This is a genomic window from Streptomyces djakartensis (genome assembly GCF_014651075.1).
Taxonomy (GTDB): Bacteria; Actinomycetota; Actinomycetes; order Streptomycetales; family Streptomycetaceae; genus Streptomyces; species Streptomyces djakartensis.
On the sequence record NZ_BMWE01000009.1, the window covers coordinates 250246 to 273202 of the forward strand.

General features: G+C 71.3%; 17 protein-coding genes. 4 read left to right on the forward strand and 13 right to left on the reverse strand.

Annotated elements, in window-relative coordinates; genetic code table 11:
- Window positions 1-7: 7 nt before the first annotated feature.
- Entirely contained in the window at window positions 8-2131 is a 2124-nt protein-coding gene (locus tag IE212_RS17805) for a DNA gyrase/topoisomerase IV subunit B (RefSeq protein ID WP_190198847.1), read from the reverse strand.
- 440 nt (window positions 2132-2571) lie between these two features.
- Between IE212_RS17805 and IE212_RS17810 the strand changes: the two genes are divergently transcribed.
- The gene (locus tag IE212_RS17810; RefSeq protein WP_190198848.1) at window positions 2572-2802 is read left to right on the forward strand and encodes a DUF7455 domain-containing protein; all 231 of its coding nucleotides are present in this window, start codon (window positions 2572-2574) and stop codon (window positions 2800-2802) included.
- A gap of 123 nt (window positions 2803-2925) precedes the next feature.
- Here IE212_RS17810 and IE212_RS17815 read toward each other — a convergent pair whose 3' ends face one another.
- The 7 genes from IE212_RS17815 to IE212_RS17845 all read right to left on the reverse strand — a co-directional run bounded on the left by IE212_RS17815 (window position 2926) and on the right by IE212_RS17845 (window position 14523).
- Window positions 2926-3762 carry a S1 family serine peptidase gene (locus tag IE212_RS17815; protein ID WP_190198849.1) on the reverse strand — a complete coding sequence of 279 codons (837 nt, stop codon included), beginning with the start codon at window positions 3760-3762 and terminating at the stop codon, window positions 2926-2928.
- Between the two features lie 137 nt (window positions 3763-3899).
- Window positions 3900-5432, reverse strand: a complete 1533-nt coding sequence (locus IE212_RS17820) for an RNA polymerase sigma factor (RefSeq protein ID WP_190198850.1) — start codon at window positions 5430-5432, stop codon at window positions 3900-3902.
- A 423-nt stretch (window positions 5433-5855) separates the two neighbouring features.
- Window positions 5856-6743, reverse strand: coding sequence for a FadR/GntR family transcriptional regulator (locus tag IE212_RS17825; protein WP_190198851.1), 888 nt, complete (start codon window positions 6741-6743; stop codon window positions 5856-5858).
- 161 nt (window positions 6744-6904) lie between these two features.
- The gene (locus tag IE212_RS17830) at window positions 6905-9331 is read right to left on the reverse strand and encodes an ATP-binding cassette domain-containing protein (RefSeq protein ID WP_190198923.1); all 2427 of its coding nucleotides are present in this window, start codon (window positions 9329-9331) and stop codon (window positions 6905-6907) included.
- Between the two features lie 110 nt (window positions 9332-9441).
- Complete coding sequence (locus tag IE212_RS17835; protein WP_190198852.1) at window positions 9442-10200, reverse strand: NUDIX hydrolase; 759 nt, start codon at window positions 10198-10200, stop codon at window positions 9442-9444.
- A 130-nt stretch (window positions 10201-10330) separates the two neighbouring features.
- A complete protein-coding gene (locus IE212_RS17840) occupies window positions 10331-12253 on the reverse strand; it encodes a glycogen debranching N-terminal domain-containing protein (protein ID WP_190198853.1) in 1923 nt (640 codons plus the stop codon).
- A 530-nt stretch (window positions 12254-12783) separates the two neighbouring features.
- On the reverse strand, window positions 12784-14523 hold the full coding sequence (locus tag IE212_RS17845) for a DUF4192 domain-containing protein (protein ID WP_190198854.1): 1740 nt from the start codon (window positions 14521-14523) through the stop codon (window positions 12784-12786).
- A 141-nt stretch (window positions 14524-14664) separates the two neighbouring features.
- Between IE212_RS17845 and IE212_RS17850 the strand changes: the two genes are divergently transcribed.
- Window positions 14665-16830, forward strand: coding sequence for a RecQ family ATP-dependent DNA helicase (locus IE212_RS17850; RefSeq protein ID WP_190198855.1), 2166 nt, complete (start codon window positions 14665-14667; stop codon window positions 16828-16830).
- 370 nt (window positions 16831-17200) lie between these two features.
- On the forward strand, window positions 17201-17815 hold the full coding sequence (locus tag IE212_RS17855; protein WP_190198856.1) for a hypothetical protein: 615 nt from the start codon (window positions 17201-17203) through the stop codon (window positions 17813-17815).
- A 268-nt stretch (window positions 17816-18083) separates the two neighbouring features.
- On the opposite strand, the gene IE212_RS17860 is transcribed toward IE212_RS17855, so the two are convergent.
- From IE212_RS17860 to IE212_RS17880, 5 genes are all read right to left on the reverse strand, one after another.
- Window positions 18084-18701 (reverse strand): hypothetical protein, encoded by a 618-nt coding sequence (locus IE212_RS17860; protein ID WP_190198857.1) that lies wholly within the window; start codon window positions 18699-18701, stop codon window positions 18084-18086.
- A 69-nt stretch (window positions 18702-18770) separates the two neighbouring features.
- Window positions 18771-19472: a ribonuclease HII gene (gene rnhB / locus IE212_RS17865; protein WP_190198858.1), complete on the reverse strand. Its 702-nt coding sequence runs from the start codon at window positions 19470-19472 to the stop codon at window positions 18771-18773.
- A gap of 425 nt (window positions 19473-19897) precedes the next feature.
- Complete coding sequence (locus IE212_RS17870) at window positions 19898-20803, reverse strand: ADP-ribosylglycohydrolase family protein (protein WP_190198859.1); 906 nt, start codon at window positions 20801-20803, stop codon at window positions 19898-19900.
- Between the two features lie 12 nt (window positions 20804-20815).
- Window positions 20816-21475 (reverse strand): histidine phosphatase family protein, encoded by a 660-nt coding sequence (locus tag IE212_RS17875; RefSeq protein WP_190198860.1) that lies wholly within the window; start codon window positions 21473-21475, stop codon window positions 20816-20818.
- A 135-nt stretch (window positions 21476-21610) separates the two neighbouring features.
- Entirely contained in the window at window positions 21611-22216 is a 606-nt protein-coding gene (locus IE212_RS17880; protein ID WP_190198861.1) for a YdbC family protein, read from the reverse strand.
- Between the two features lie 155 nt (window positions 22217-22371).
- On the opposite strand from IE212_RS17880, the gene IE212_RS17885 reads away from it, so the two are divergent.
- The gene (locus IE212_RS17885) at window positions 22372-22905 is read left to right on the forward strand and encodes a TerD family protein (RefSeq protein ID WP_190198862.1); all 534 of its coding nucleotides are present in this window, start codon (window positions 22372-22374) and stop codon (window positions 22903-22905) included.
- Window positions 22906-22957 lie beyond the last annotated feature (52 nt).

Here is a 22957-nt window from a genome sequence, read left to right on the forward strand (position 1 = left end):
GCAGCGGCTACGCGTCGATCCGCGACCGGTCCAAGGTGGCCGCCGAGTTGGAGATGAACTCCTTGCGCGGCGCGACGTCGTTACCCATCAGCAGGTCGAAGACCTGCTCGGCGGCCTCCAGGTCGGAGAGGTTGATCCGGCGCAGGGTGCGGTGGCGCGGGTCCATGGTCGTCTCGGCCAGCTGGTCGGCGTCCATCTCGCCGAGACCCTTGTAGCGCTGGATCGAGTCCTTGTAGCGGATGCCCTTGCTCTGGAACTCCATGAGCTTGTCGCGCAGTTCACGGTCGGAGTACGTGTAGACGTACTTGTCCTGCCCCTTCTTGGGCTGGACGATCTCGATGCGGTGCAACGGCGGCACCGCCGCGAAGACCCGGCCGGCCTCGACCATGGGCCGCATGTAGCGGTGGAAGAGGGTCAGCAGCAGTGTGCGGATGTGCGAGCCGTCGACGTCGGCGTCGGTCATCATGATGATCTTGCCGTAGCGGGCGGCGTCGATGTCGAAGGTCCGGCCCGAGCCGGCCCCTATGACCTGGATGATCGCACCGCACTCGGCGTTCTTCAGCATGTCCGTGACGGACGACTTCTGAACGTTGAGGATCTTGCCCCGGATCGGCAGCAGCGCCTGGAACTCGGAGTTCCGGGCGAGCTTCGCCGTACCGAGCGCGGAGTCGCCCTCGACGATGAACAGTTCGCTGCGGTCGACGTCGTCGCTGCGGCAGTCGGCGAGCTTGGCCGGCAGCGAGGAGGACTCCAGGGCCGTCTTACGGCGCTGCGCGTCCTTGTGCTGCCTGGCGGCGATGCGCGTGCGGGCCGCTGCGACGGCCTTCTCCAGCACGGTCCGGGCCTGCTGGGCGGCGTCCCGCTTCGTGGACGTCAGGAACGCCTTGAGTTCCTTGCTGACCACGTTGTTCACGATCCGGCGGGCGGCCGAGGTCCCGAGCACCTCCTTGGTCTGACCTTCGAACTGCGGCTCGGCGAGGCGGACCGTGACGACCGCGGTCAGACCCTCCAGTGCGTCGTCCTTGACGATGTCGTCCTCGGCGACGCGCAGGAGCTTCTTGGCGCGCAGCACCTCGTTCATCGTGGCCGCCACGGCCTGTTCGAAGCCGGCGACGTGGGTGCCGCCCTTGGGGGTGGCGATGATGTTCACGAACGACCTCAGGGTCGTGTCGTATCCGGTGCCCCAGCGCAGGGCGACGTCGACGTCGAGCTCGCGGGTGACCTGGGTGGGGGTCATCTGGCCGTGCTCGTCCAGCACCGGGACGGTCTCCCTGAACGTGCCCTGCCCGGAGAAGCGGAGGACGTCGCAGACCGGCTTGTCGTTCGCCAGGTACTCGCAGAACTCGCTGATACCACCGTCGAAGCGGAAGGACTCCTCGCCCTTGCTGCCGCCCTCGCCGAGTCCGAGTTCGTCACGGACGACGATGGTCAGGCCGGGTACCAGGAAAGCGGTCTGGCGGGCGCGCTGGTGCAGCGTCTCCAGGGAGAGCTTGGCGTCCTTGAGGAAGATCTGGCGGTCCGCCCAGTACCGCACGCGCGTCCCGGTGCGGGCCTTCGGGATCTTCTTGGTCTTGCGCAGGCCGGCCTTGGCCTCGAACTTGGCGTCCGCTCCCGTCCCGGCGAACGCGCCGGGCACGCCGCGCCGGAAGCTGATCGCGTGGGTGTGCCCGCCGCGGTCCACCTCGACGTCCAGGCGGGCGGACAAGGCGTTCACCACGGAGGCGCCGACGCCGTGCAGGCCGCCGGAGGCGGCGTACGAGCCGCCGCCGAACTTGCCGCCGGCGTGCAGCTTGGTCATGACGACCTCGACCCCGGAGAGGCCGGTCTTGGGCTCGACGTCGACCGGGATGCCCCGGCCGTTGTCCCGGACCTCGACGGACCCGTCGTCCTGCAGGACGACCTCGATGTGGTCGCAGTAGCCGCCCAGGGCCTCGTCGACGGAGTTGTCGATGATCTCCCAGAGGCAGTGCATCAGGCCACGGCTGTCGGTCGAGCCGATGTACATGCCCGGACGCTTGCGCACGGCCTCGAGCCCCTCGAGGACGAGCAGGTGCCGCGCGGTGTAGTTGGAACCGTCCCGGTCTGCTCCTGCCAGCAGAGCTGTGGACGGCACGGACGTCTCGGCGGTCACGCGGTTCGCTCCTCGCTGAATTTCAAATGGGGCCCTCATGGGTAAGGGCACGGCTTCGGTCACCGGTGAGAGGGTACCGAGGCCTGGTAGAGCCGTTGTAACGCCACCCTCGCCGAAAACTCACACTAGCTCACACTCGCATACCTGTTCGATCCCTCGATGGAGTGAAGCACACATCACGTTCCCTTCCAGGCATGAACCATTTAGGCTCCGGGCACGTCCTCATGAACAACCGGCAACCCAGCCGGGAGGACCGACCACCGATACACCGCGAAGCCCCGTAAGACACATAGACACGCAATACGGCACATTCGCCGCCAACCGGCAGCAGACAGCCACCCGGGAAAGATTTTTCCAGGGAAAGCCACGAGCGGGAACGTTTGGGGCTGGTTGGATGTTGACCCTGGTACGACAGCTCGTCGAGCTAGAGAAGAGGCGACGTGACTACTGTTCTGACCCCCGCGAGCCCGTTGACGGCCGCCGATCGCTGCGACCGCTGCGGCGCCCAGGCATACCTGCGCGTCGTCCTGCTCAGCGGCGGAGAACTGCTCTTCTGCGCCCACCACGGCCGCAAGTTCGAGCCGGAACTCAAGAAGATCGCCGCTGAGATACAGGACGAGACGGAGCGGCTGACGTCCGCTCCCGCGACTGCCTCCGACGAAGAGCGCTGACACTCGCGTCCGACGACGAGCAGCCCGGCACAGGCCGGTGAACGGGCGGCTGCCTCCGAGCAGAGGCAGCCGCCCGTCCTCGTCCCCGCGGACCTGCTCAGGCTTGGCCGGCGACCCGCGTTCTCACACCCGCGTCCAGCCGAGCGTGCGCATGAGATCGGACACCCGCACGTAGACCCCCGGCTTACCGGCCCGCCCGCAGCCGATGCCCCAGGACACCAGCCCGATCAGCCGCCCCCGGGCCACCAGCGGCCCCCCGCTGTCGCCCTGGCAGGCGTCCCGGCCACCCACCGTCTCCCCGGCACACAGCATGCTTGAGGCGTCGTAGCCGCCGTCGGCACCTCCGGGATAGGCGTCCTCACAGAGAGCGTCGGGAAGCACACGCACACGCGCGGCACGCAGGCTGTTGGGGTAGTCACCGACGCCTGAGGTGTCACCCCATCCGTACACCGCCGCCTCACCGCCCGCCGCGTACGCGGGGTCACCCGCTGCCGCCATGCCGATGACGGAGCCGACGGGCAGAGGCCGGGCCAGGATCAGTACGGCGAAGTCGCCGACGTTGCTGGCACCGTCGTACGCCGGATTCACCCAGGCGGCCCGCACGGCGACCTCCTGACCGTCACCGGCCGAGAGCAGGTTGGTGCGGCCGGCTATGACCTTGAGGTCGTGCACGCGCTCCAGCGGCTCACCCAGCACCTCCTCGCTCAGGCAGTGGGCCGCGGTGAGCACGGTGCTGCGCCCGACCGCGACACCGCCGCAGAACTGCCCCGCCCGCGTACCGCCGAATCGGTTACGGCTGGACAGGGCCACCGTCCACGGACTGTCCGACGCTTCGACGGGGAAGCCGCCTATGACCACCCTGTCGGAGGTCGCAGCGAGGGCGGAACCCGCTGACAGGGCGGATGCCACGGCTGCCAGGACCAGCGGCCGGGCCAGGGCTCGGACCAAGCGACGACGCATACGCACTCCTCACTCCGTGGTGTCGGTGAGACACCCAGAGTGATTCACCCCGGGGTCCCCCGCACCCGCGAGAGGCGGGCATGCGGAAAGGCCCGGCCCCCGAGGGGGCCGGGCCTTTCCGCGTCGTCCGGCTCGACTCAGTCGAGGTAGTCGCGCAGCACCTGCGAACGGGACGGGTGGCGCAGCTTCGACATGGTCTTGGACTCGATCTGGCGGATCCGCTCACGCGTGACGCCGTACACCTTGCCGATCTCGTCGAGGGTCTTCGGCTGACCGTCGGTGAGGCCGAAGCGCATGGAGACCACGCCGGCCTCGCGCTCGGACAGGGTGTCCAGGACGGAGTGCAGCTGCTCCTGGAGGAGCGTGAAGCTGACCGCGTCGGCCGGGACGACCGCCTCGGAGTCCTCGATGAGGTCACCGAACTCGCTGTCGCCGTCCTCGCCGAGCGGGGTGTGCAGCGAGATCGGCTCGCGGCCGTACTTCTGGACCTCGATGACCTTCTCCGGGGTCATGTCGAGCTCCTTGGCCAGCTCCTCCGGGGTGGGCTCGCGGCCCAGGTCCTGGAGCATCTGGCGCTGCACGCGCGCGAGCTTGTTGATGACCTCGACCATGTGCACCGGGATACGGATGGTGCGGGCCTGGTCGGCCATGGCACGGGTGATCGCCTGACGGATCCACCAGGTGGCGTACGTGGAGAACTTGTAGCCCTTGGTGTAGTCGAACTTCTCGACGGCGCGGATCAGACCGAGGTTGCCCTCCTGGATGAGGTCCAGGAAGAGCATGCCGCGGCCGGTGTAGCGCTTGGCCAGGGAGACCACCAGACGGAGGTTGGCCTCCAGGAGGTGGTTCTTGGCGCGGCGGCCGTCCTCGGCGATGATCTCCAGCTCGCGCTTGAGCTTCGGCGCCAGCTTGTCGGCGTTCGACAGCTTGTCCTCGGCGAACAGACCCGCCTCGATGCGCTTGGCGAGCTCGACCTCCTGCTCGGCGTTGAGCAGCGGGACCTTGCCGATCTGCTTGAGGTAGTCCTTGACCGGGTCGGCGGTGGCACCGGCGGCGGCGACCTGCTGGGCGGGCGCGTCGTCCTCGTCCTCGTCGGACAGGACGAAGCCCGCGTTCTCAGTACCCTCGGGCTCCTCGCCGGCCTTGCCGGGAGCGGCCTCTTCGAGCACCTCCTCTTCGAGAAGCTCGACGTCGTCCTTCTTGGCGCTGGTCTTCTTGGCCACGGCCTTCTTGGCAGGCGCCTTCTTGGCGGCCGCCTTCTTGGCGGTCGTCTTCTTGGCCGCTGCCTTCTTGGCGGGTGCCTCTTCCTCGGTGGCGGGCTCGGTGGCGGGCGCCGCCGGTGTTGCGGTGGTCTTCCTGGTGGTCACCGCCTTGGCCGCGACCGTCTTGGTGGCGGTGCGCTTGGCGGGACTCTTCGCTGCGACGCTCTTTCGGGTGCGCTTGGGTTCTGCGGCACTGACCATCAGCGTCACACCCTCTTCCTCGAGGATCTGGTTGAGGCTGCGCAGTACGTTCTTCCACTGAGTGGCCGGAATCTGGTCAGCTTCGAAGGCCCGACGCACGTCATCGCCGGCGATCTGCCCCTCAGCCTTTCCCCGCTCAATGAGAGCCATGACAGAGACGGACTCGGCGATCTCCGGCGGGAGCGTACGGGATGTGCTGGCCGACACGAACAACCTCTCGGAAAGTTGGAAAACGGCTTCCGGCCCCGTCCACTATGGACAGGAGCCGACCGCCGGCGGATGGGCCGACGGCGCGGGCGGGGGCCGGGAAGATGCACAGCGCCGTGAACGGCGTCCGTATTCCCTCCTCGGCTGTCACCTCTTAGGTCATCGCGTTCTTCCCGCGAGCGTTACGCCCAATTCGCGTGGCCCGAGTCACACCCCGTAGGCGAACAAAAACAGCCATAAGCAGACATCCAAGGTCATTCCGTACTGCGACCTGGTCGCCGTGACGGAACTGCGCCCCCTTCGCGCCGTCGGACCCCGCGGGATCGCGTGGATCCCGCGGGGTCCGACGGGAGGCGGATCACCGGTCGAGTGCTGCCACAGGAGGGGGGTGACAGTCCCGGCCGCGCCGCCCGTGGAACGCGGTCAGTGCTCGCGAGGGGCGGGCACCACGCGTTCCACCTCGGGGTGGAGCGTGAGGAGTTGCCGCATCGCCGCCTCGGCCGCGCCGCCGTCACCCGCGGCAAGGGCCTCACAGATCCGGCCGTGGTGTGCCAGCGACGCCTCGTTCGGCCGGTCACAGCCCGTGACTGGCCCGCCCGAGACCTGGAGGGCCGCGGACACGATCCCGGACAGGTGCTCCAGCATGCGGTTGCCCGCGATCTGGATCAGCAGCGAGTGGAACTCGGAGTCGGCACGGGAGAAGGTGAGCGCGTCACCCTGGGCCATCGCGTGACCCATGATCTCGACCATGTCCGCCAGGCGCTGCTGCACGTCCTCGCGCCCGTGCCCGGCGGCGAGGCGGGCGGCGAGGGGCTCGATGGTCCAGCGCAGCTCACTCAGCTCGCGGCGCTGGTCGTCCCGCTGCGGCCCGAAGGCGCGCCACTCGATGATGTCCGGATCGAGGAGGTTCCAGTCGCTGACGGGCCGCACGCGCGTGCCGACGTTGGGACGGGCGCTCACCAGACCCTTGGCCTCCAGGACGCGGAGCGACTCGCGGACGACGGTGCGGGAGACCTCGAAACGCTGCCCGATCTCCTCGGGGACCAGCGGACGGTCGGCACCCAGGTCGCCGGAGACGATCATCTGACCCAGCTGCTGTACGAGTTGGCCGTGCAGTCCGCGTCCGCGGCTGCCCGCGGCGCGCCGGCCCACACGGCCCAGCTCGGGATCCGCGCCGTCCCAAGCAGGGGCCCCGACCCGGTCGACGGCGGGCGCCTCGGCGTAGGGGTAGCGGTCGAGTTCGCCCGGGCTCGCGAGGCCGGAGTCAGCGGAGCGGGCGGCGGTCATCATGGTGTGCGCAAGGGTACTCACGCATCCTTTGTCGGCGCCGTCTCCAACTCCCTTGAGGTCTTTGGTGAAAAGCACACGAAAGGGTGATCGCTCACCCCGTCGCAATTGACGCCTTATCGGAAAGAAATGGGCGTTCTGCGGGGAGTTGTGGGCATGGCCGGACGAAGCGTTACGGACAGTCGTCACCGGAACCGGCTGCGCAGGGTGGTGAGCAGATACGCGCTGAGCAGGGCGGTCAGCGACAACGCCAGTCCTCCACCGACAGGTTGCGAGATCACCCCGAACGCGGCCTCCAGATAGCGCTCCCCCCCGAAGGGCCACCGCGGCAGCAGGGCCTCTCGCAGCCGCACGGGGAGTCCCGCCGCGGTTCGCACGGACGCCCCCGCCAGAACCTCGTGCACCACGGGTACGACGAGGAGCGGCACGGCGGCCACGGCGGCGAGTCCGGCCGTCGTGGACCTGAAGACGCCTGCGGCCAGCACACCGGCCCATGCGCAGCCCACCACGAGCCCGACCCAGCTCGTACTCTGCGCGAGCCAGTCCGCGGGCACCCGTGCGAGTTCCGGTCCGTAGACGAGGTAGAGCACTTCGGCGTCGCACCCGACGGTGAGAACGGCCAGCACCACCGCGGTGACCGAGGCGACGAGCAGTTTGGCGGCCAGCAGCCCCAGCCGGCGGGGCACGGTGCCACGATCCGCCGCCAGGGCGGGGTGGCGGAACTCGTCGCCGAAGGCCAGCGCGCCGAGCAAGCCCGCGCCGAGCGCCGCGGGCGGCAGGGGCAGTTCCCGTGGCCATGCCGCGAGCAGGCGGGCCTGCGGGGTGTGCCCGATACGGGCGAGAGCGACGGCGGTCACAGCCGACACGAGGAGAACGACGGCCCCGGTGAGGAACCCGGTGCCGATGCCCGTGGCACGTCGGATCTCGTAGCGCAGGGGGCGCAGGGGGCTGGGGGCCGGGCGGACGGAGATGGGGGGCGGCAGAGCGGGCAGCGCGTCGAGCGTGCGAGGAGTGCGAGCCCGGCAGGACGGACGGGCCTTGCCGGGCTCGGCCGGTTGAGGAGAGGCGGCCGAGGCCGCCTGGGAAGCGGCAGTGGCGCCCCGCGGACGACCGGCAGCGGGGACGCACGGGCGCTCATGCGGCGGGGCAGGGGGCCGCGCGCACCCGGCGGAGGGCGCCGGCTCAGGGGCGGGCCAAGTAGGTACGTGGGACGACGGTCCAGGCGAGTCGGACGCAGCGTCGCCGGACGCTCGGGCGGCCCGTTCAGGTACGTCGGTGAGCGGTTCAGGCGCGTCGATGGGCGGTTCAGACGCGTCAGCAGTCTGTGCAGGCGCGTCGGCGGTCGCGTCAGGCACGCCGGCGGTCTGTTCAAGCGCGTCGGTGGACGCTGCAAGTACGCCGGTGGGCGGTTCGGACGTATCAGCGGTGGGACGTCGTTCGGCCAGGGGGCCCGGGCCGGCGGTGGGCCGAGGTTCGGCGGCGCCTCCCACTGGTGCCGCCGTGGCCTCGGCGCACGCTTCGAGGGGTGCTTCCGGCACTCCGTCCAAGAGCCGTGGCACGACGGTCTTCCGCTCCACGACGGCGCCCTGCGCCGGCTCGGCGTCGGCACACTCCCGGCTCTCGGTGACCTCTCGCCCCTCGCCGGCCTGATGCGACTCGACCGCCGCCTGCCCTGCCCCGGCACCTCGCCCGTCACGGCAGCCGTCAGGATCACCTTCCATGGCCGCTCCGGCGCCGGGTCCCATGTCTCCGACCTCGTCGGCGAGTTGGTGGACGACGACGCCGTGGCGAAACGCGATCTCGCCGACGTCCGCGCACGTACTGCCGTAGACGGAGAGGCGGTTGCCGCCCTCGTGTGCGACTTCCACGGAGCGCTGCGAGGTACGCGCATGCTTGGCCAGGAGGGCCGCCAGGCGGGCCGCGTGCGGGCTGCGCACGGCGACCCGGGGGCGCAGGCGGGTCCGCGAGAACTCCGCGGCCTCCTGGTCGGCGACGACCCTGCCCTGCTCCAGGGTGACGACATGATCGGCGGTGCGCGCGGCCTCTTTTGGATCGGCCGTGGTGATCAGGACGGTGCCGCCCTTGGCGGCATGGGCGCGCAGCATGCCGTGCAGCCAGTTGCCGTCACGGGCGGAGAGGCCGTGAGCAGGGTTGTCGAGGACAAGCGCGTGCGGGTCGGCGAGGAGGGCGCAGGCCAGGCCGAGACGGCGGTCCATGCCGCGCGACAGGGCGCCCAGGCGTTCGTCGCGCAGACTCAAGAGCCCCACCGCCTCGAGAGCTTCGTCGGCGCGCCGCACGGACACCCCCGCCGCGGCGCACAGCATGCGGAGATGACCACGCACCGTGCGGGCGGGGTGCCCCGGCACGTCGCCCAGCAGCACACCCACCTCGCGCGACGGATGGGCGATGCGATGCAGGGGGCGGCCCCGGAAGTAGGTGACGCCACGGCCCTGTTGCAGCTCGAGCATGAGTCTGAGAACCGTCGTCTTACCGGCGCCCGGTGCTCCGAGCAGCGTGGTGACGCGGCCCGCTCGCGCCTCGAAGGAGACGTCGTCAGCTGCGGGCGGAAGCTCCTTGCGGGGATTGCTGGTCAATCCGAAGGCCTGGATCACTCGCAGCAAGATAGCGCGGTATGTCCGGTTTTTCGGGCAGCGCAAGGCCTTCCGCGGCTGCGGCGATCTCCTTCACCATGTCCCGGGCGGTGACGTCCGAGGGCCCGGCATCACACTTCGGGGCGCAGCATCGGAGGGTTGAGCAGGGTCGCGCCGCCGGCACGGAAGAGCTGAGCGGGGCGGCCGCCCTGGCGGGTGGTCGTCCCGCCGGTGGGCACGAGGAAGCCCGGTGTACCGGTGACCTTGCGGTGGAAGTTGCGAGGGTCCAGCGCCACACCCCACACCGCCTCGTAGACCCGGCGCAGTTCCCCCACGGTGAACTCGGGCGGGCAGAAGGCCGTGGCCAGCGACGAGTACTCGATCTTGGATCGAGCGCGTTCCACGCCGTCCGAAAGGATCTGCGCGTGGTCGAAGGCAAGTGGCGCGACCGGCTCCGCGTCGCGCCCGTACCCGCCCTGCTGCAGCAGTTCCTCGACCGGGGCCCACCGGGCGTTGCTGGCGTCGCCACCCGCCCTGGGTGCGGGCAGGTCGGGAGCGAGGGCGAGGTGGGCGACGCTGACGACCCGCATCCTCGGGTCCCGCTCGGGGTCGCCGTAGGTGGCGAGCTGCTCCAGGTGCGCGCCGTTGTCCTGGGCGGGCACGGACGGATCGTGGACGCGCAGTCCGGTCTCCTCGGCCAGCTCACGTGCAGCGGCCTGCGCCAGGTCCTCGTCAGCCCGCACGAAACCGCCGGGGAGCGCCCAACGCCCCTGGAACGGCGGTTCGCCCCTGCGCACCGCCAGCGCACACAGGGCGTGACGGCGTACGGTCAGCACGACCAGGTCCACGGTGACGGCGAAGGGCGGAAACGCTGACGGGTCGTAGGGCATGCGGCGATCATAGTCGTCTGCCTGACGATAAACCCTCCCTTCGCCTCGCGCATCGGCCATTGATCCACTTCGGTCGGCTGCGTACTCCACCCTCTGTTCCCCGTGGTCCGGCGATGGCGCCCGCGCCGGTTCATCCCCCCAGTTGGAGGCCATCGGCCGCCTCCTCGACCATGGCGAACCCGAGCCGGCTCACCCGCACGGAGAACGGTGATCCCGCCACCCGCAGACCGGTCAAGCCGATCTCGCCCAGGGGTGCGCTGCGCACGGGGCACAGGGTGACCGTTCCGGCCGGGGCGTCGGGGCGGATGCCCGCGAGTGTGGTCAGCAGCAGGATTCCGGCCGCCGCCGGTGCGGCGGCGGGGCGGCAGGCCGCCGGGTGCGGGAGGGGAGCACTCCCCTCCGTGCGCTGGTCCCCCGCGTACATCTCGGGCAGCCGGTAGGCGAAGGCCTCGGCCGCCCCGAGCAGGCCCCGCAGCAGCGAGCTCGCCTCCTTCTCGTAACCGGTGGCGGCCAGGCCCGCGACGGCGAGTGCCGTCTCCTGGGGACGTACCGCCCCGGCGCGGTGGCCGAACGGGTTGAATCCCGGTTCCTTCACACCCAGTCCGCGCAGGCCCCATCCCGAGTCCATGAGGGGGCTGCCCACCAGCCGGGCGAGCTTCTCGACCTGCGCCTTGTCGAGCAGACCGGGTGCCAGGGCGCCCCCGCCCAGCAGGCCGGTGTCGAGGAGGTGGACGGCGGCCGCGCCCAGATGAGGCACGGCCGTGCCGTCCGGGGCTCGGGCCGCGGCGGGTCGGCCGCCCCCGCGGTCATCGACCCAGAAGTCCTTGCGGAACGCGGTCCGCAGGGTCTGTGCCCACTGCCGGAGTGCCCCACCACCCGTACGGCCGCAGGCATCGAGCAGATCGGCGCCGAGCAGCGCGGCCCGGTGGGCGTGGGCCTGTATCTCGCACCGCACCGGACCGTCCGGGTGCGGGTCGCGCAGGTACGTGTCGTCGCCCACGGTGGTGCGCAGCCAGGTCAGACAGCGCTCGGCTGCGGGCAGCAGCTCCTCCGTCTCCTGCTCGGTCAGGCCCCAGCGGCGGGCCTCGGCGAGCAGGGCGGGAAAGAGCAGCGTGGCCTCGGTGCCGGTGCATTGCGGCGGAAGGTGGGGCCCGGCGTCCCGTCTCGGGCCGGGAATCGTCCCGGACCGCGGTCCCGGGCCGTTGAGCTGCGTCCGGGCGAGGATCCGCAGCGTCCCCGCTGCCAGACCGGTTCCGAGTGGCAGGGCCATCCGAGCGGCCACCAGTGCGTCGGCGGGTGCCAGGGCGCAGCGCCAGGGTGCCCCGGCCGCGAGGTGGGTGTCGGCAGGGCTGGCGGAGTCACGCAGCAGGAGCGCCTGGAGGTCCTCGATGCTCGTCCGCAGGAGGCCGGAAACTCTGGGATCATCGCCCTCCGCGCGCGCGGCGGCGAGGGGGCTTGCCGCCGTGCGGCCCACGGCCCGGACGGGACCGGCACCGCCCGGCCGCACCCGCAGTTCGAGACTCGTGCTGCCGCCAGGTGGCAGGTCGAGTTCCCACCGCAGCAGCCCGGCCGAGGCCAGGGCGTCCGAGGGAGGCGGTTCGGCCGTCACGGACGTGCAGCCGGTGGCACAGGACCAGCGCAAACCCGAGGCGTGGACAGTGGCGGCGACTTCGGGCCCCGCGTTTCCCGAGGCGATCGACCCGAGGTCGGCCAGGTCCGTACCCAGGGACACTTCGACCGGCAGGCGCAGCGGGCGGGAGGCCGCGCTGTGCAGGGTGATCCGCTCCGTGCCGTCCGCGTAGCGGTTGCGTTCCACGACCACGTCGGGGTCCGGCCCGGCCTGTGGGGACGTACGGAGCGTGCCCACGAACCTGGCGTGGTCGGCCCCCGCCATCCGGGCCTGGACAGCGAGGGGCTCCCGTCCGGCCACGCGGATCCGGCACCGGGAGAGCACGCGTCGGCCGGCTCGGTAGAACCCCTCCAGTCCCCGGCCGGTCATCTGCCCCGTCTCCGTCGAGATGGCAAGGCCGGGGAGGGAGACGCAGATGATCATTCCGTGGGCGGGCGGCAGGTCTGCGGACCAGCGCGGTCCCGGGCTGGTGACGCCCCTGGGAGGAGCGGGGGACGCGGGCGCCGGGCCTGCGGTGGACGGGGCACGGTCCCGGACAGTGGGGCTCCGGCCCTGCGCTGAGGCGTGTGCGCCAGGTGACGGCGGGCCGTAGCGCGAACGGGAGCCGGGGTTACCGGGTCGGCCCGCCCGACGGGCGGACGCGCGATCGAGGCCTGGCGGTGGGCACGAGTCCGGGACCGGGGGAGGCAGGGGCGCGACCGGTGAGCGGCGGTCGAGGGGAGGCGAGAGAGAGGTAGACGGCGGAGTCGGCTGATGCATGGAGAGGCTTCCTCTGCGCTGAGTGCGCGTCGATCGGGTTCGGCGAGGGCGCCGCAGAGCCCGGGCGTGGCAGGGGCGGTGCGGCGTCACGGCCCGTCCAGCCGTTCCGCCACTCAGGTGAACGGCGTGGAGCTCTTCCGGGTCACGCCCGTACCTCGAGCGCCCCTCACACGTTGAAGCTCCCAGGCCGGCTCTCACTCGTCCCTCTCAGTGCTGTGGCCGGGCCGCACGACATCCCGGCCGGTGTCTGCGCACGGCATGGCCGCCTGCCGTGAGGCACGCGCCCCGGTGCCGGTTTCCGGGGTAGCGGCAGGTCGCGAGCCGCCCGGCGGCTTACGCCGAGGGGCCCGCCGCGTAGTCGGAACGCGGTCTCCCGCGCGGCTACGGCCCGGGGCCGCGCCGGCCGTGTCGACGGAGCGGGGACGGCGCCGACGACGTGGGGACACCACTGTGGTCGTGGGTTCGGTCACCGGCTGGTCACCGGTCATGGCCGTATCGGTCGCGGCGGCCTCGATGCCGAGCGGCCGAGCGGCTGCGTCCTCCGTCCGGCTCGTGGCGCCACACCTCCGAACGAGAGCGCCGTCCGCCTGGCCCAGGGGCCCATCCGCCAAGCCGACGGAGCGGTCCGCCGCCACGGCCGAGCCGTCTGCCCTGGCTTTCGAGCCGTCCGCCCGGCCTTCGCGCTCAGCCCGCAAGCAGCTGCGGATCGACTCCGGGTCGAGACCTTCGTTGCAGGCCTGGTGCAGAAGACGGGCGAAGAGATAGTCGGGGTCTGCGCCCAGCGCCATGGCGAGTGCTTCCCTGGCCTCCAGTTCGTCACCGGTGGACCATGCGACCCAGCCGGCGAGAGTGAGTGGTGCTGCGGCGTGCTCGCCGTAGGGGCCGACGCAACGGCGGGCCAGCGACCGCCAGAGGCGCAGCGCGCGCCCGGCCTCGTCCCCCTCCATCCACTGGGCCGCGCGGTCACGGGTCTCGCGGTCCTGGAGGCCGAGAATCAACCGGGCTGCCTCGTCATGCCCGAGAAGCCCGTCGTCGCGGAGGTCCGCGAGGAGCGTGCCGGAGGCGGGCAGTGCCTGTGCGAAGCGGTCCAGGATCCGCGCGGCCAGTTCCAGCGTCTCGGCGGCCACCCCGGCGCGCCCCGATTCGTCCAGGATCCGGGGCACCAGCGCCAGGCTGGCGCTGTCCAGGGCGGCCTCCTGCTCGAGGGCGGCGGCGTTCTCCCACGGGAGCAGCCGGGCCCGGAGCTCCCGGAGGGTGCCGCGGACCTGGATTCCCGCGTAGGTGGCCGCGGCGGCCAGCACCGATGTGCCGGGCAGGCCCATGCTCGCTCCTTCGGACGGGCAGCATGCGGCGTTGTCGCAGCAGTACGACCAGTAGCGGCCGTCGGAGATGCACAGGGCCTCGACCACCGTCACGTCCAGCGAACCGCACTCCACACGCAGCCTTTGCGCCAGGGGCTTGAGCCGCTCCATGACCTGCTGCCCCGTCTGGCCCCGCTCCGGTTCCTGGCACAGGAAGGCGACCATCGACTCGGGCCGGGCCCCTCGGCGCTCGCCGCCTCTCACCAGGCCGTTGGCCAGTTGCCGGGCCGCGGCCGGCCAGTCGTCCGCGTTCGCGGGGATGCCGAGCCGGGCCCGGCCGCCGAACCGCCCGCGCCCGTCCTGGTCGTGCAGCGCGACCAGGACGATGCTGTCCTCGGGCCGGTACCCGAGCAGATATGGCAGGGCGTCGGCCAGTTCGGCCGGAGTGCGCAGGGTTACCTGGTGGTCGCCGCCGTGGCCGTCGTACAGGGGGCCGGGAGCATGATGCCCGGCCCTGTCACCCGGGCCGCGCCCCTGCTGCTCCCGCCCACCGTCGTGCTGCTCGCCGGGCACCTCGGGCCCGGTGATGTCGCCGTTTTCGGGGGATCCGGTCGTTTCACCGTGGTTCGTCATGCGAAGACGATCTCGCGGAATGCAGATCTCCGCTTGAGCCTGTGGATAAGTCTGATCAGGGACACATCACTCGGAAGCGGTCCGGGTCCGCCCTCCCGGTGCACCGCTCGCACTGTCAGTGCCGTCCTGTTGTATGGACGCATGGAGCACACGAGCAACGCGGATCTCAGGGCGGCGGCCGACGCGGTCCTCGCCCGTCTCGTCGGGGACATCCAAGGGACGGCCCGGCTGCGCGAGGACCAGTGGCGGGCGATCGAGGCACTGGTCGCCGACAGACGCCGCGCCCTGGTCGTCCAGCGCACGGGCTGGGGCAAGTCCGCGGTCTACTTCGTGGCGACCTCGCTGCTGCGCGCGCAGGGCAGCGGCCCGACAGTGATCGTCTCTCCGCTGCTCGCGCTCATGCGGAACCAGGTCGAGGCGGCGGCCCGGGCAGGCATCCACGCCCGCACCATCAACTCCTCGAACACCGAGGAGTGGGAGGCGGTCCAGGACGAGATCGCCTCGGGCGCCGTCGACGTCCTGCTCGTCAGCCCCGAGCGGCTCAACAACCCGGACTTCCGGGACCAGGTGCTGCCGCGGCTCGCCGCCGCCACCGGGCTCCTGGTGGTGGACGAGGCCCACTGCATCTCCGACTGGGGTCACGACTTCCGTCCCGACTACCGACGGCTGCGCACCATGCTCGCCGACCTTCCGCCCGGGGTGCCGGTACTCGCGACCACCGCCACCGCCAACGCACGCGTGACCGCCGACGTCGCCGAACAGCTCGGCACCGGCGGCGGCTCGGACGCTCTCGTACTGAGGGGTCCACTGCACCGGGACAGCCTCAGCCTGAGCGTGCTACGGCTGCCGGACGCGGCCCACCGGATGGCGTGGCTCGCCGAGCACCTCGACGAACTGCCGGGTTCCGGGATCATCTACACGCTCACCGTGTCCGCCGCGGAGGAGGTCACCGCCTTCCTCCGGCAGCGCGGGCACACAGTCGCCTCGTACACGGGGAAGACGGAGAACGCCGACCGCCAGCAGGCCGAGGAGGACCTGCTCGCCAACAAAGTGAAGGCGCTGGTCGCCACCTCGGCTCTCGGCATGGGCTTCGACAAGCCCGACCTCGGCTTCGTGGTGCACCTCGGATCTCCCTCCTCCCCCATCGCCTACTACCAGCAGGTGGGCCGGGCCGGCCGCGGTGTCGAGCACGCGGAGGTGCTCCTGCTCCCCGGCAAGGAGGACGAGGCGATCTGGGAGTACTTCGCCTCGCTCGCCTTCCCCGCGGAGGACCTCGTGCGCCGCACGCTCGACCTCCTCGCCCGCGCGGAGAAGCCCCTTTCGCTACCCGCACTGGAACCCCTGGTCGAGCTGCGCCGCTCCCGCCTGGAGACCATGCTCAAGGTCCTCGACGTGGACGGGGCGGTCAAGCGGGTCAGAGGAAGCTGGGTGGCCACCGGGCAGCCGTGGACGTACGACGCCGAGCGGTATGCCTGGGTGGCGCGCCAGCGCAAGGCCGAGCAGGAGGCGATGCGCGCGTACGCGTCGGCCCCGGGCTGCCGGATGGAGTTCCTGCAGCGGCAGCTGGACGACGAGGCCGCCAGGCCCTGCGGTCGCTGCGACAACTGCGCGGGGCCCCGCTTCGTCGCGGACACGTCCGAGGAAGCGCTCGACGCCGCACGCGTGGATCTGGGGCGGGCGGGTGTCGAGGTGGAGCCGCGCCGGATGTGGCCGACGGGACTGCCGTCCATCGGAGTGGACCTCAAGGGACGTATTCCGGCCGGCGAACAGGCCGCGCCGGGACGCGCGCTGGGGCGCCTGTCGGACATCGGCTGGGGCAACCGGCTGCGCCCCATGCTCGCCCCTCATGCTCCCGACGGGCCCGTCCCGGACGACGTGGCGAAGGCTGTGGTGGGGGTGCTGGCCGACTGGGCCAAGGGCCCCGGCGGCTGGGCCGCGGGCTCGCCGGACACCCAGCCGCGCCCGGTCGGCGTCGTCACCGTCGCCTCGCGCACGCGCCCCCGGTTGATCGGCTCCCTGGGAGCGCGTATCGCGGAGGTCGGCCGACTGCCGCTACTGGGCGCCGTCGAGTACACGGGCGACGCGCGTCCGGGTTCGCGCAGCAACAGCGCCCAGCGGCTGAAGGCGCTCGACGGCGCCCTGACCGTGCCGCCCGCCCTGGCCACCGCCCTCGCCGAGGCCGGGGGCCCGGTGCTGCTCGTGGACGACTACACGGAGACCGGCTGGACCCTGGCGGTGGCGGCCCGCATGCTCCGAAGGTCAGGTGCGCAGGGGGTGTTGCCGCTGGTGCTGGCCGTTCAGGGCTGACCGGCGCATCGAGACTTTGGCCGCCATCTCCCGGCCTGGCCACACCATGGGCCAGGCACCGGCCGGCTCATCGCTCGCGCACACCTCTCGACACCACGCCTGCGCCTGCGCCTGCGCCTGACGTACGAACGTGCCGTGCTCGAACGCCCCACGGGTGGCCTGTCGACGCACGGGGTAGGGATATTAGCGGCGCATCATCTGATAACGGTCGACTGCTCCAATTGCTCGTTGCCGCATCCAAGTTCGAGAGGAAGAATTGAGGTCCGCTCCCCGCAGGCATGTCCGCCGATCCGGTAGGGCTTTGCCGCGGTGCGCGCTCCCAGGAATCCGACCTCGCCCGCAGTGTGGGCGCGTAGCCGAAGGGAGGACCGTGACCTTCGGATTCGCTCCGGCCTCGGCAGCGGCGTCGACGTCCACCGCGTCCGCCAACCGCTTGCTCGAACCCTCGGAGTGGGCCGCCGCCGGCATCCCGCTGCTCCGCGACCCCCGCGAGGTCGTCAGCGGACTGCACGCCCGGCACCACCCGCAGCCGGCGACCGCTGTCGTCGCCGTGCTCGACCCCGATGAGCGGCTACGGGCGAGCGCCTCGTTCGTCCGCAGGCAGGCCCCGGCCGACGGCTGGATGTCGCGCAACGTGCTGCTGGCGCAGCTGCGCCGGGTCATACCGCACGATCTGCGGCGCCGCACACCGGTGCGCACCGCGGTGCTGCTCTACTGCCGTGAGGGCGACGCGCGTTGGACGGAGGAGGACGGCGCGTGGATGTGGGGGCTGCGCGACGCCTGCACCCTGCACGGGTTGCGCTGCGGTGCGTACATCACGCTGACCCGGGACGGCTGGCAGGTCCTGGGCGAGGGCCGCGGCGGACGCCGCCCGCACTCCGCCTCGGCGCCGGAGCCGTTCGCCACGTCGGAGGCACCGCCGCCGCTGCCGCGCACCGGTGGCGCAGCTTCCGAGATACTGCGCCGCGCGGCTGCGGCACGCTGAGGCCCCGGCCAGGCCGTTCACACGGCTCCGGGGCCGTGCCCGGCCTGGGCAACGCTGCCCGGGAAGCGGCCACATACAACTGGCCGCCCACAGCAGAAGGCGCTCCTTCGGCAGGTCAGGATCCGTCCACCGCCCCGGCATCAGGCCTTCAGGGCAGGCTGGACCGCCCACCGTGCGCGGCTGCCGAAGCGGCGCCTGCGATCGACCCCGGCACAGCGAAGCGGCGCACGGCCTCGCCTTCAGCGCCCGGCGGACGCCACGGCACCGCTCAGACGCCCGCGCCCAGCACCGAGTTGATCCGCTGCGGATCGCCACAGACGATCAGCAGGGCGGTGGCACGCGCGTGGGCCAGCGACAGGGCGCTCACGGCTGGGGCCTCGGCCTCGCCGTTCACGGCGACCACGACCACAGGGCGCGACGCCGCACGGGCCGCGACGGTGGCGTCCGCGTAGAAGACGTCGTCACCGGCGTCGTGCTGGGCCCAGTAGGAGGTCTCGCCGAAGGACAGCTCGTGGGCGGCCCACGGGTGCTGCTCGCCGGTCGTGATCACCAGGACGTCGCCGGGGGCGCGGCCGGAGTCCAGGAGCAGGTCCACCGCTTCCTCGGCGGCGTCCAGCGCGCCTTCGGCGGAAGCGGGGATCAGCTGGATCTGCGGTGCGGCCGGAGCGGCGGGGCCCGACGGACCGGGCTTGGCGGCCGTGTCACGCGCCGTGCGCTGCACCGGCGGCGTGGGCCGCAGGGGGCCGGGACGACCGGGACGCGACGGAGCCGCGGGACGGGGGCCGGGTACGGGACGTGGGGTCGGCGCGGTGCGGCCGGTGGCCGGAGTGGCGCGGGGACCCTGGGCACTCTCGTGAATCTGAGGCTCCTCGGGAATGAGAGGCATGAGTTGATATCTATCAAACGTTAGTACGGCCCGCGTCAGCGGGTGGCGCATGTGTGCGAAACGAAACCTTCAGAAATCGAAGCCGAGCTGACCCTCGATTTCCGGAACGCTTCCGTCCGTCCAGCTGCGGACCTTCTTGAGGTGCCGCCACTGGGGCAGCGCATCAAGATACGCCCACGACAACCGGTGGTAGGGGGTGGGGCCCCGCTCCGCGAGTGCGGCCTTGTGCACGGGTGAGGGATACCCGGCGTTGTCCGCGAAACCGAAGTCTGCATGCTCGATACCCAGTTCGGCCATCATTTTGTCACGCTGGACCTTGGCGATCACCGAGGCCGCCGCTACCGCCACGCAGGACTGGTCGCCTTTGATCACCGTACGGACCCGCCAGGGGGCGCCGAGATAGTCGTGCTTGCCGTCGAGGATGACCGCCTCCGGGCGGACCGGCAGGGTCTCCAGGGCACGTCCCGCCGCCAGCCGCAGCGCGGCCGTCATGCCCAATTCGTCTATCTCCTCCGGGGAAGCGTGTCCCAGAGCGAACGACGTCACCCACTTCCGCAGTTCCTCAGCGAGTTGGGTGCGCCGCTTGATGGTGAGCAGCTTCGAATCGGTGAGGCCTTCGGGCGGCCGACGCAGTCCGGTGATCGCCGCGCAGACGGTGACCGGGCCGGCCCAGGCGCCGCGCCCCACCTCGTCGACACCTGCAACGATCTTCGCTCCGGTCGTGGCTCGAAGGGAGCGCTCGACGGTGTGAGTAGGCGGTTCGTACGGCATGGCGCCCCTAGATTACGCCGCACGGGACCTCGCGCGACACCCCGCCCCGCCCCAGCGCCGTAACGACCCCCGCCTGCCTCCACCGGGCACCGCTCGACCGTCCCCCCATTCGCGGCCGCACACCCTGCCGCGATACGTCAACGTCGTCGGGACGGCGTCGAAGGCGAACTCGTTCCTCGCGCTCGGGCGCACCTCGCACCGCCCTGCCCAGTGCTCGATACGTCACGCGGCACCCTTACCGACGGACTCCACAGCTCCTCGAAGATCGCGACGCGGAAGCGCTCGACCTGTATCGCGTCGCTTTCGTGAATCGCTGAGCGAAGCACGCACCGGACAGGAGAGAACCGCGTCAGGTCTTCCTGTGCGCCACCATCATCAGAACCGTTCACCGAGAATTCCTCGATGCGTACGGAGAGTTCCAACGGCTAGAGCCGCGCAGGCACCCAGTCCGGGACCGGCTCCGTCCGCTGCACCCACTCGGCGGGCGGCGCACCCGCCTTATCCGAAGCGATCACGCCGCCCACGATGGCGCAGGTCGTGTCGACGTCCCCGCCGACCTGGGCGGTCGTCCAGAACGCCTGCTCGAAGTCGCCGAGGTTCCTCGCGGCCGACCAGAGGGCGAAGGGCACGGTGTCGTGGGCGGTCGTCCGCCGCCCGCACCCCAGCACCGCCGCGACGGTGGCCGCGTCCCCGTAGTCGAGCATGTCCCGGGCCCGGCGCAGCCCCGCGCCGACCGCGCTCTTCGGCACCAGGTCGATGACCCCGTCGAGCAGTGCGCCGGCATCGGGCGGCCCGCCGGGGGCGGCGACGAACGCGGCGGCCGCGGCGACGGCCATGGCACCGGCGACGGCCTCGCGGTGCTGGTGGGTGGTGTACGCCGAGATCTCCGCCTGGTGGGTGGCCTGCTCCGGGTCGTCCGCGTACCAGGCGCCCAGCGGGGCGATACGCATCGCGGCGCCGTTGCCCCAGGACCCCTGCCCGTTGAAGAGCGCGGCGGCCAGTTCGCGCCAGTCGCCGCCCTCCCGGACGAGTCGCAGCAGGCGGTTGACCGCGGGGCCGTAGCCCCGGTCGAAGTCATGGCGCTCGGCGAAGGAACGGGCCAGAGCGTCCTGGTCGATGCGGTGGTGGGCGGCCAGCACGGCGACGACGGAACCGGCCATCTCCGTGTCGTCGGTCCACTGCCAGAACCCGGACGGCACCTCGCGGCGCTTCAGCAGCGGATAGTTCACGGGCACGAAGTACTGGGAGCCCAGGGCGTCACCGACGGACAGTCCGCACAGGCAGGCCAGGGCGCGCTCCAGGCGCATGTCGGGAGAGGTGTCAGCGGTCATCGCCGTGCCACTCTATCCGCTGATCCCGTACGGCTCAGGATCTCGCCAGCGGTCGAACGGCCGGTCGAGCGTGTACTTGCCGTCGTCTCCCAGAACGAGCATCCGCACCTCGCCGTTCCCCGGGTTCGACAGTGACTCGAACTCCGCGACCGTCCAGTGGAACCACCGCATGCAGAACAGCCGCATGGCCAGACCGTGGGTCACGATCAGCACGTTCGGCGGGTGATCGGGGTCCTCGAAACTGCGGAACAGGCTCTCCAGGAAGCCTCCGACCCGGTCGTAGACGTCGGCACCGGACTCGCCCTGTGCGAAGCGGTAGAAGAAGTGGCCGTACGCGTCACGGTAGGCCTTCTGGAGGCGGACCTCGTCCCGGTCCTGCCAGTTGCCCCAGTCCTGCTCGCGCAGCCGGGGCTCCTCACGCACCCGTATCAGGCCGGCGTCGAGGTGGAAGGCGCGCAGTGTCTCGTGGGTGCGGCGGTACGGGGAGACGTACACGCTGACGCGCTCGTCACCGAACAGCTCGCGCAGCTTCTCGCCGGTCGCCTCCGCCTGCCGCCGTCCCCGCTCGGTCAGCGCGAGGGCGTGGTCGGGTACACGCTCGTACACGGAGTCATCAACATTGCCCGTTGACTCGCCGTGCCGGACAAGGACGATGCGCCGTGGTCGTGCCATGCCAAGACCCTAGATCGGGTGAGGCCTCGCCGAGCACACGTACCGCACCCATACAGCGTAGGTCACACAGATTCCGCACCGCAGATCACACACCCACCCGACCGGAACCTCTCCTTCAGCACCTACCGGGCCGCGTCACACCGTCCAGCTCGGCTCCATGTCCACGACGTCCCCGGTGAGCGCCGCCACGTCCGCCTCCGTCTGGGCTCTCAGGGCGAGCCGTTCCACCCGTTCAGTGCGGTACTTGCCGTGCTCGGCGGCCGATCTCCACATCGACAGCACCAGGTACTCGTGCCCGGGTGCCTCGCCGAAGAGCCCGCGTACCATGCCGGGTGATCCGGCCATCGCCGGGTTCCAGACCTTCTCCTGCATGAGCACGAAGTGCTCCGCCCGTTCCCGGTGGACCCGGCAGAGCGCCACGCGCAGCAGGTCCGCGTCCGTGAAGCGCGGTTCGAAGCCGGTCTTCACGTCGAAGCGGTAGTCGAACAGCCTGGTCTGGGCGTCCTTGAACGTGCCCGACTGGGCCGACGCGAGCCGGTCGTGGGATCGCGCCATGAAGGAGTCGTAGAAGGCGCGGCTCTCCCAGAAGGCGAAGATGTGCGCCACGTCCGGCCGCCCCCGGCTCCAGCCACCCCCCTGTCCCCGAAACCCCGGCTCCCCCAGAAGCCCCGCCCACTTCCGCTGCCCCCGCTCGAACCCGCGGCGGTCCACCACGGTGCAGCGAATCCACTTGACCAGCACCGCGCCATGGTAAGGCCACGGGACGTGGCGCCGGTCACTCTCGACTGGACCGCTCCCCGGTGGTCGCACGCCTGCGCGTGGCAGGATGGACAAACAGTCGTGAGTGCCCGGCAGTTGGGGCGAACGGGCGAGTCGGTACGGGGAAGGGGACCGCAGTGGACGGGATCAGCAAGGGGCTTCGCAAGGTCGAGATCGCGATGCGGTGGGATCCCAGTCCGGCGGGGCAGCCGTCCACCGATCTGGACCTCGTCGCGGCGACCTACCGGGCGGACGATCCGTACGGGGAGCCCGCCTATGTGGTGCACTTCGACAGCCGCTCCCCCGACGGCACCATCTATCTCAACCGGGACAGCAAGGACGGCCAGGGCTTCGGCTACGACGAAGTGATGACCCTGGAACTCGACCGGCTCGACGCCCGGTACGCGCGCGTGGTGGTCGGTGTCGTCATCCAGCAGCACCCCGCGGAACGCACGTTCGTCAGTGTGGTCAACCCCGGCCTGCGCATCCGCGAGGGCTACACGGTCCTCGCGGAGGACGACTTCGGCGGTGTCCTCGGCGCCACCGCGGCGACTGTGGCCGAGTTCGCCCGGGACGGCTCGGGCCCATGGGGTTTCCGGCCCGGCCTGCGCGGCTTCGAAGGCGATCCGGCGTCCTTCACCAGCACGATGGGCGCGGCACACCGCCCCTGAGGTCTCTGCCGCCTGCGGCAAGAGGGGCACCACCCGAAGGCGGTGCCCCTCT

Bases quoted from the DNA above. Each gene is read 5' to 3' on its own strand.
- IE212_RS17835 (WP_190198852.1), bottom strand. From the start codon at position 10,200: ATGCCCTACGACCCGTCAGCGTTTCCGCCCTTCGCCGTCACCGTGGAC.
- IE212_RS17845 (WP_190198854.1), bottom strand. From the start codon at position 14,523: ATGACGAACCACGGTGAAACGACCGGATCCCCCGAAAACGGCGACATC.
- IE212_RS17840 (WP_190198853.1), bottom strand. From the start codon at position 12,253: ATGATCATCTGCGTCTCCCTCCCCGGCCTTGCCATCTCGACGGAGACG.
- rnhB (WP_190198858.1), bottom strand. From the start codon at position 19,472: ATGCCGTACGAACCGCCTACTCACACCGTCGAGCGCTCCCTTCGAGCC.
- IE212_RS17815 (WP_190198849.1), bottom strand. From the start codon at position 3,762: ATGCGTCGTCGCTTGGTCCGAGCCCTGGCCCGGCCGCTGGTCCTGGCA.
- IE212_RS17875 (WP_190198860.1), bottom strand. From the start codon at position 21,475: ATGGCACGACCACGGCGCATCGTCCTTGTCCGGCACGGCGAGTCAACG.
- IE212_RS17870 (WP_190198859.1), bottom strand. From the start codon at position 20,803: ATGACCGCTGACACCTCTCCCGACATGCGCCTGGAGCGCGCCCTGGCC.
- IE212_RS17850 (WP_190198855.1), top strand. From the start codon at position 14,665: ATGGAGCACACGAGCAACGCGGATCTCAGGGCGGCGGCCGACGCGGTC.
- IE212_RS17860 (WP_190198857.1), bottom strand. From the start codon at position 18,701: ATGCCTCTCATTCCCGAGGAGCCTCAGATTCACGAGAGTGCCCAGGGT.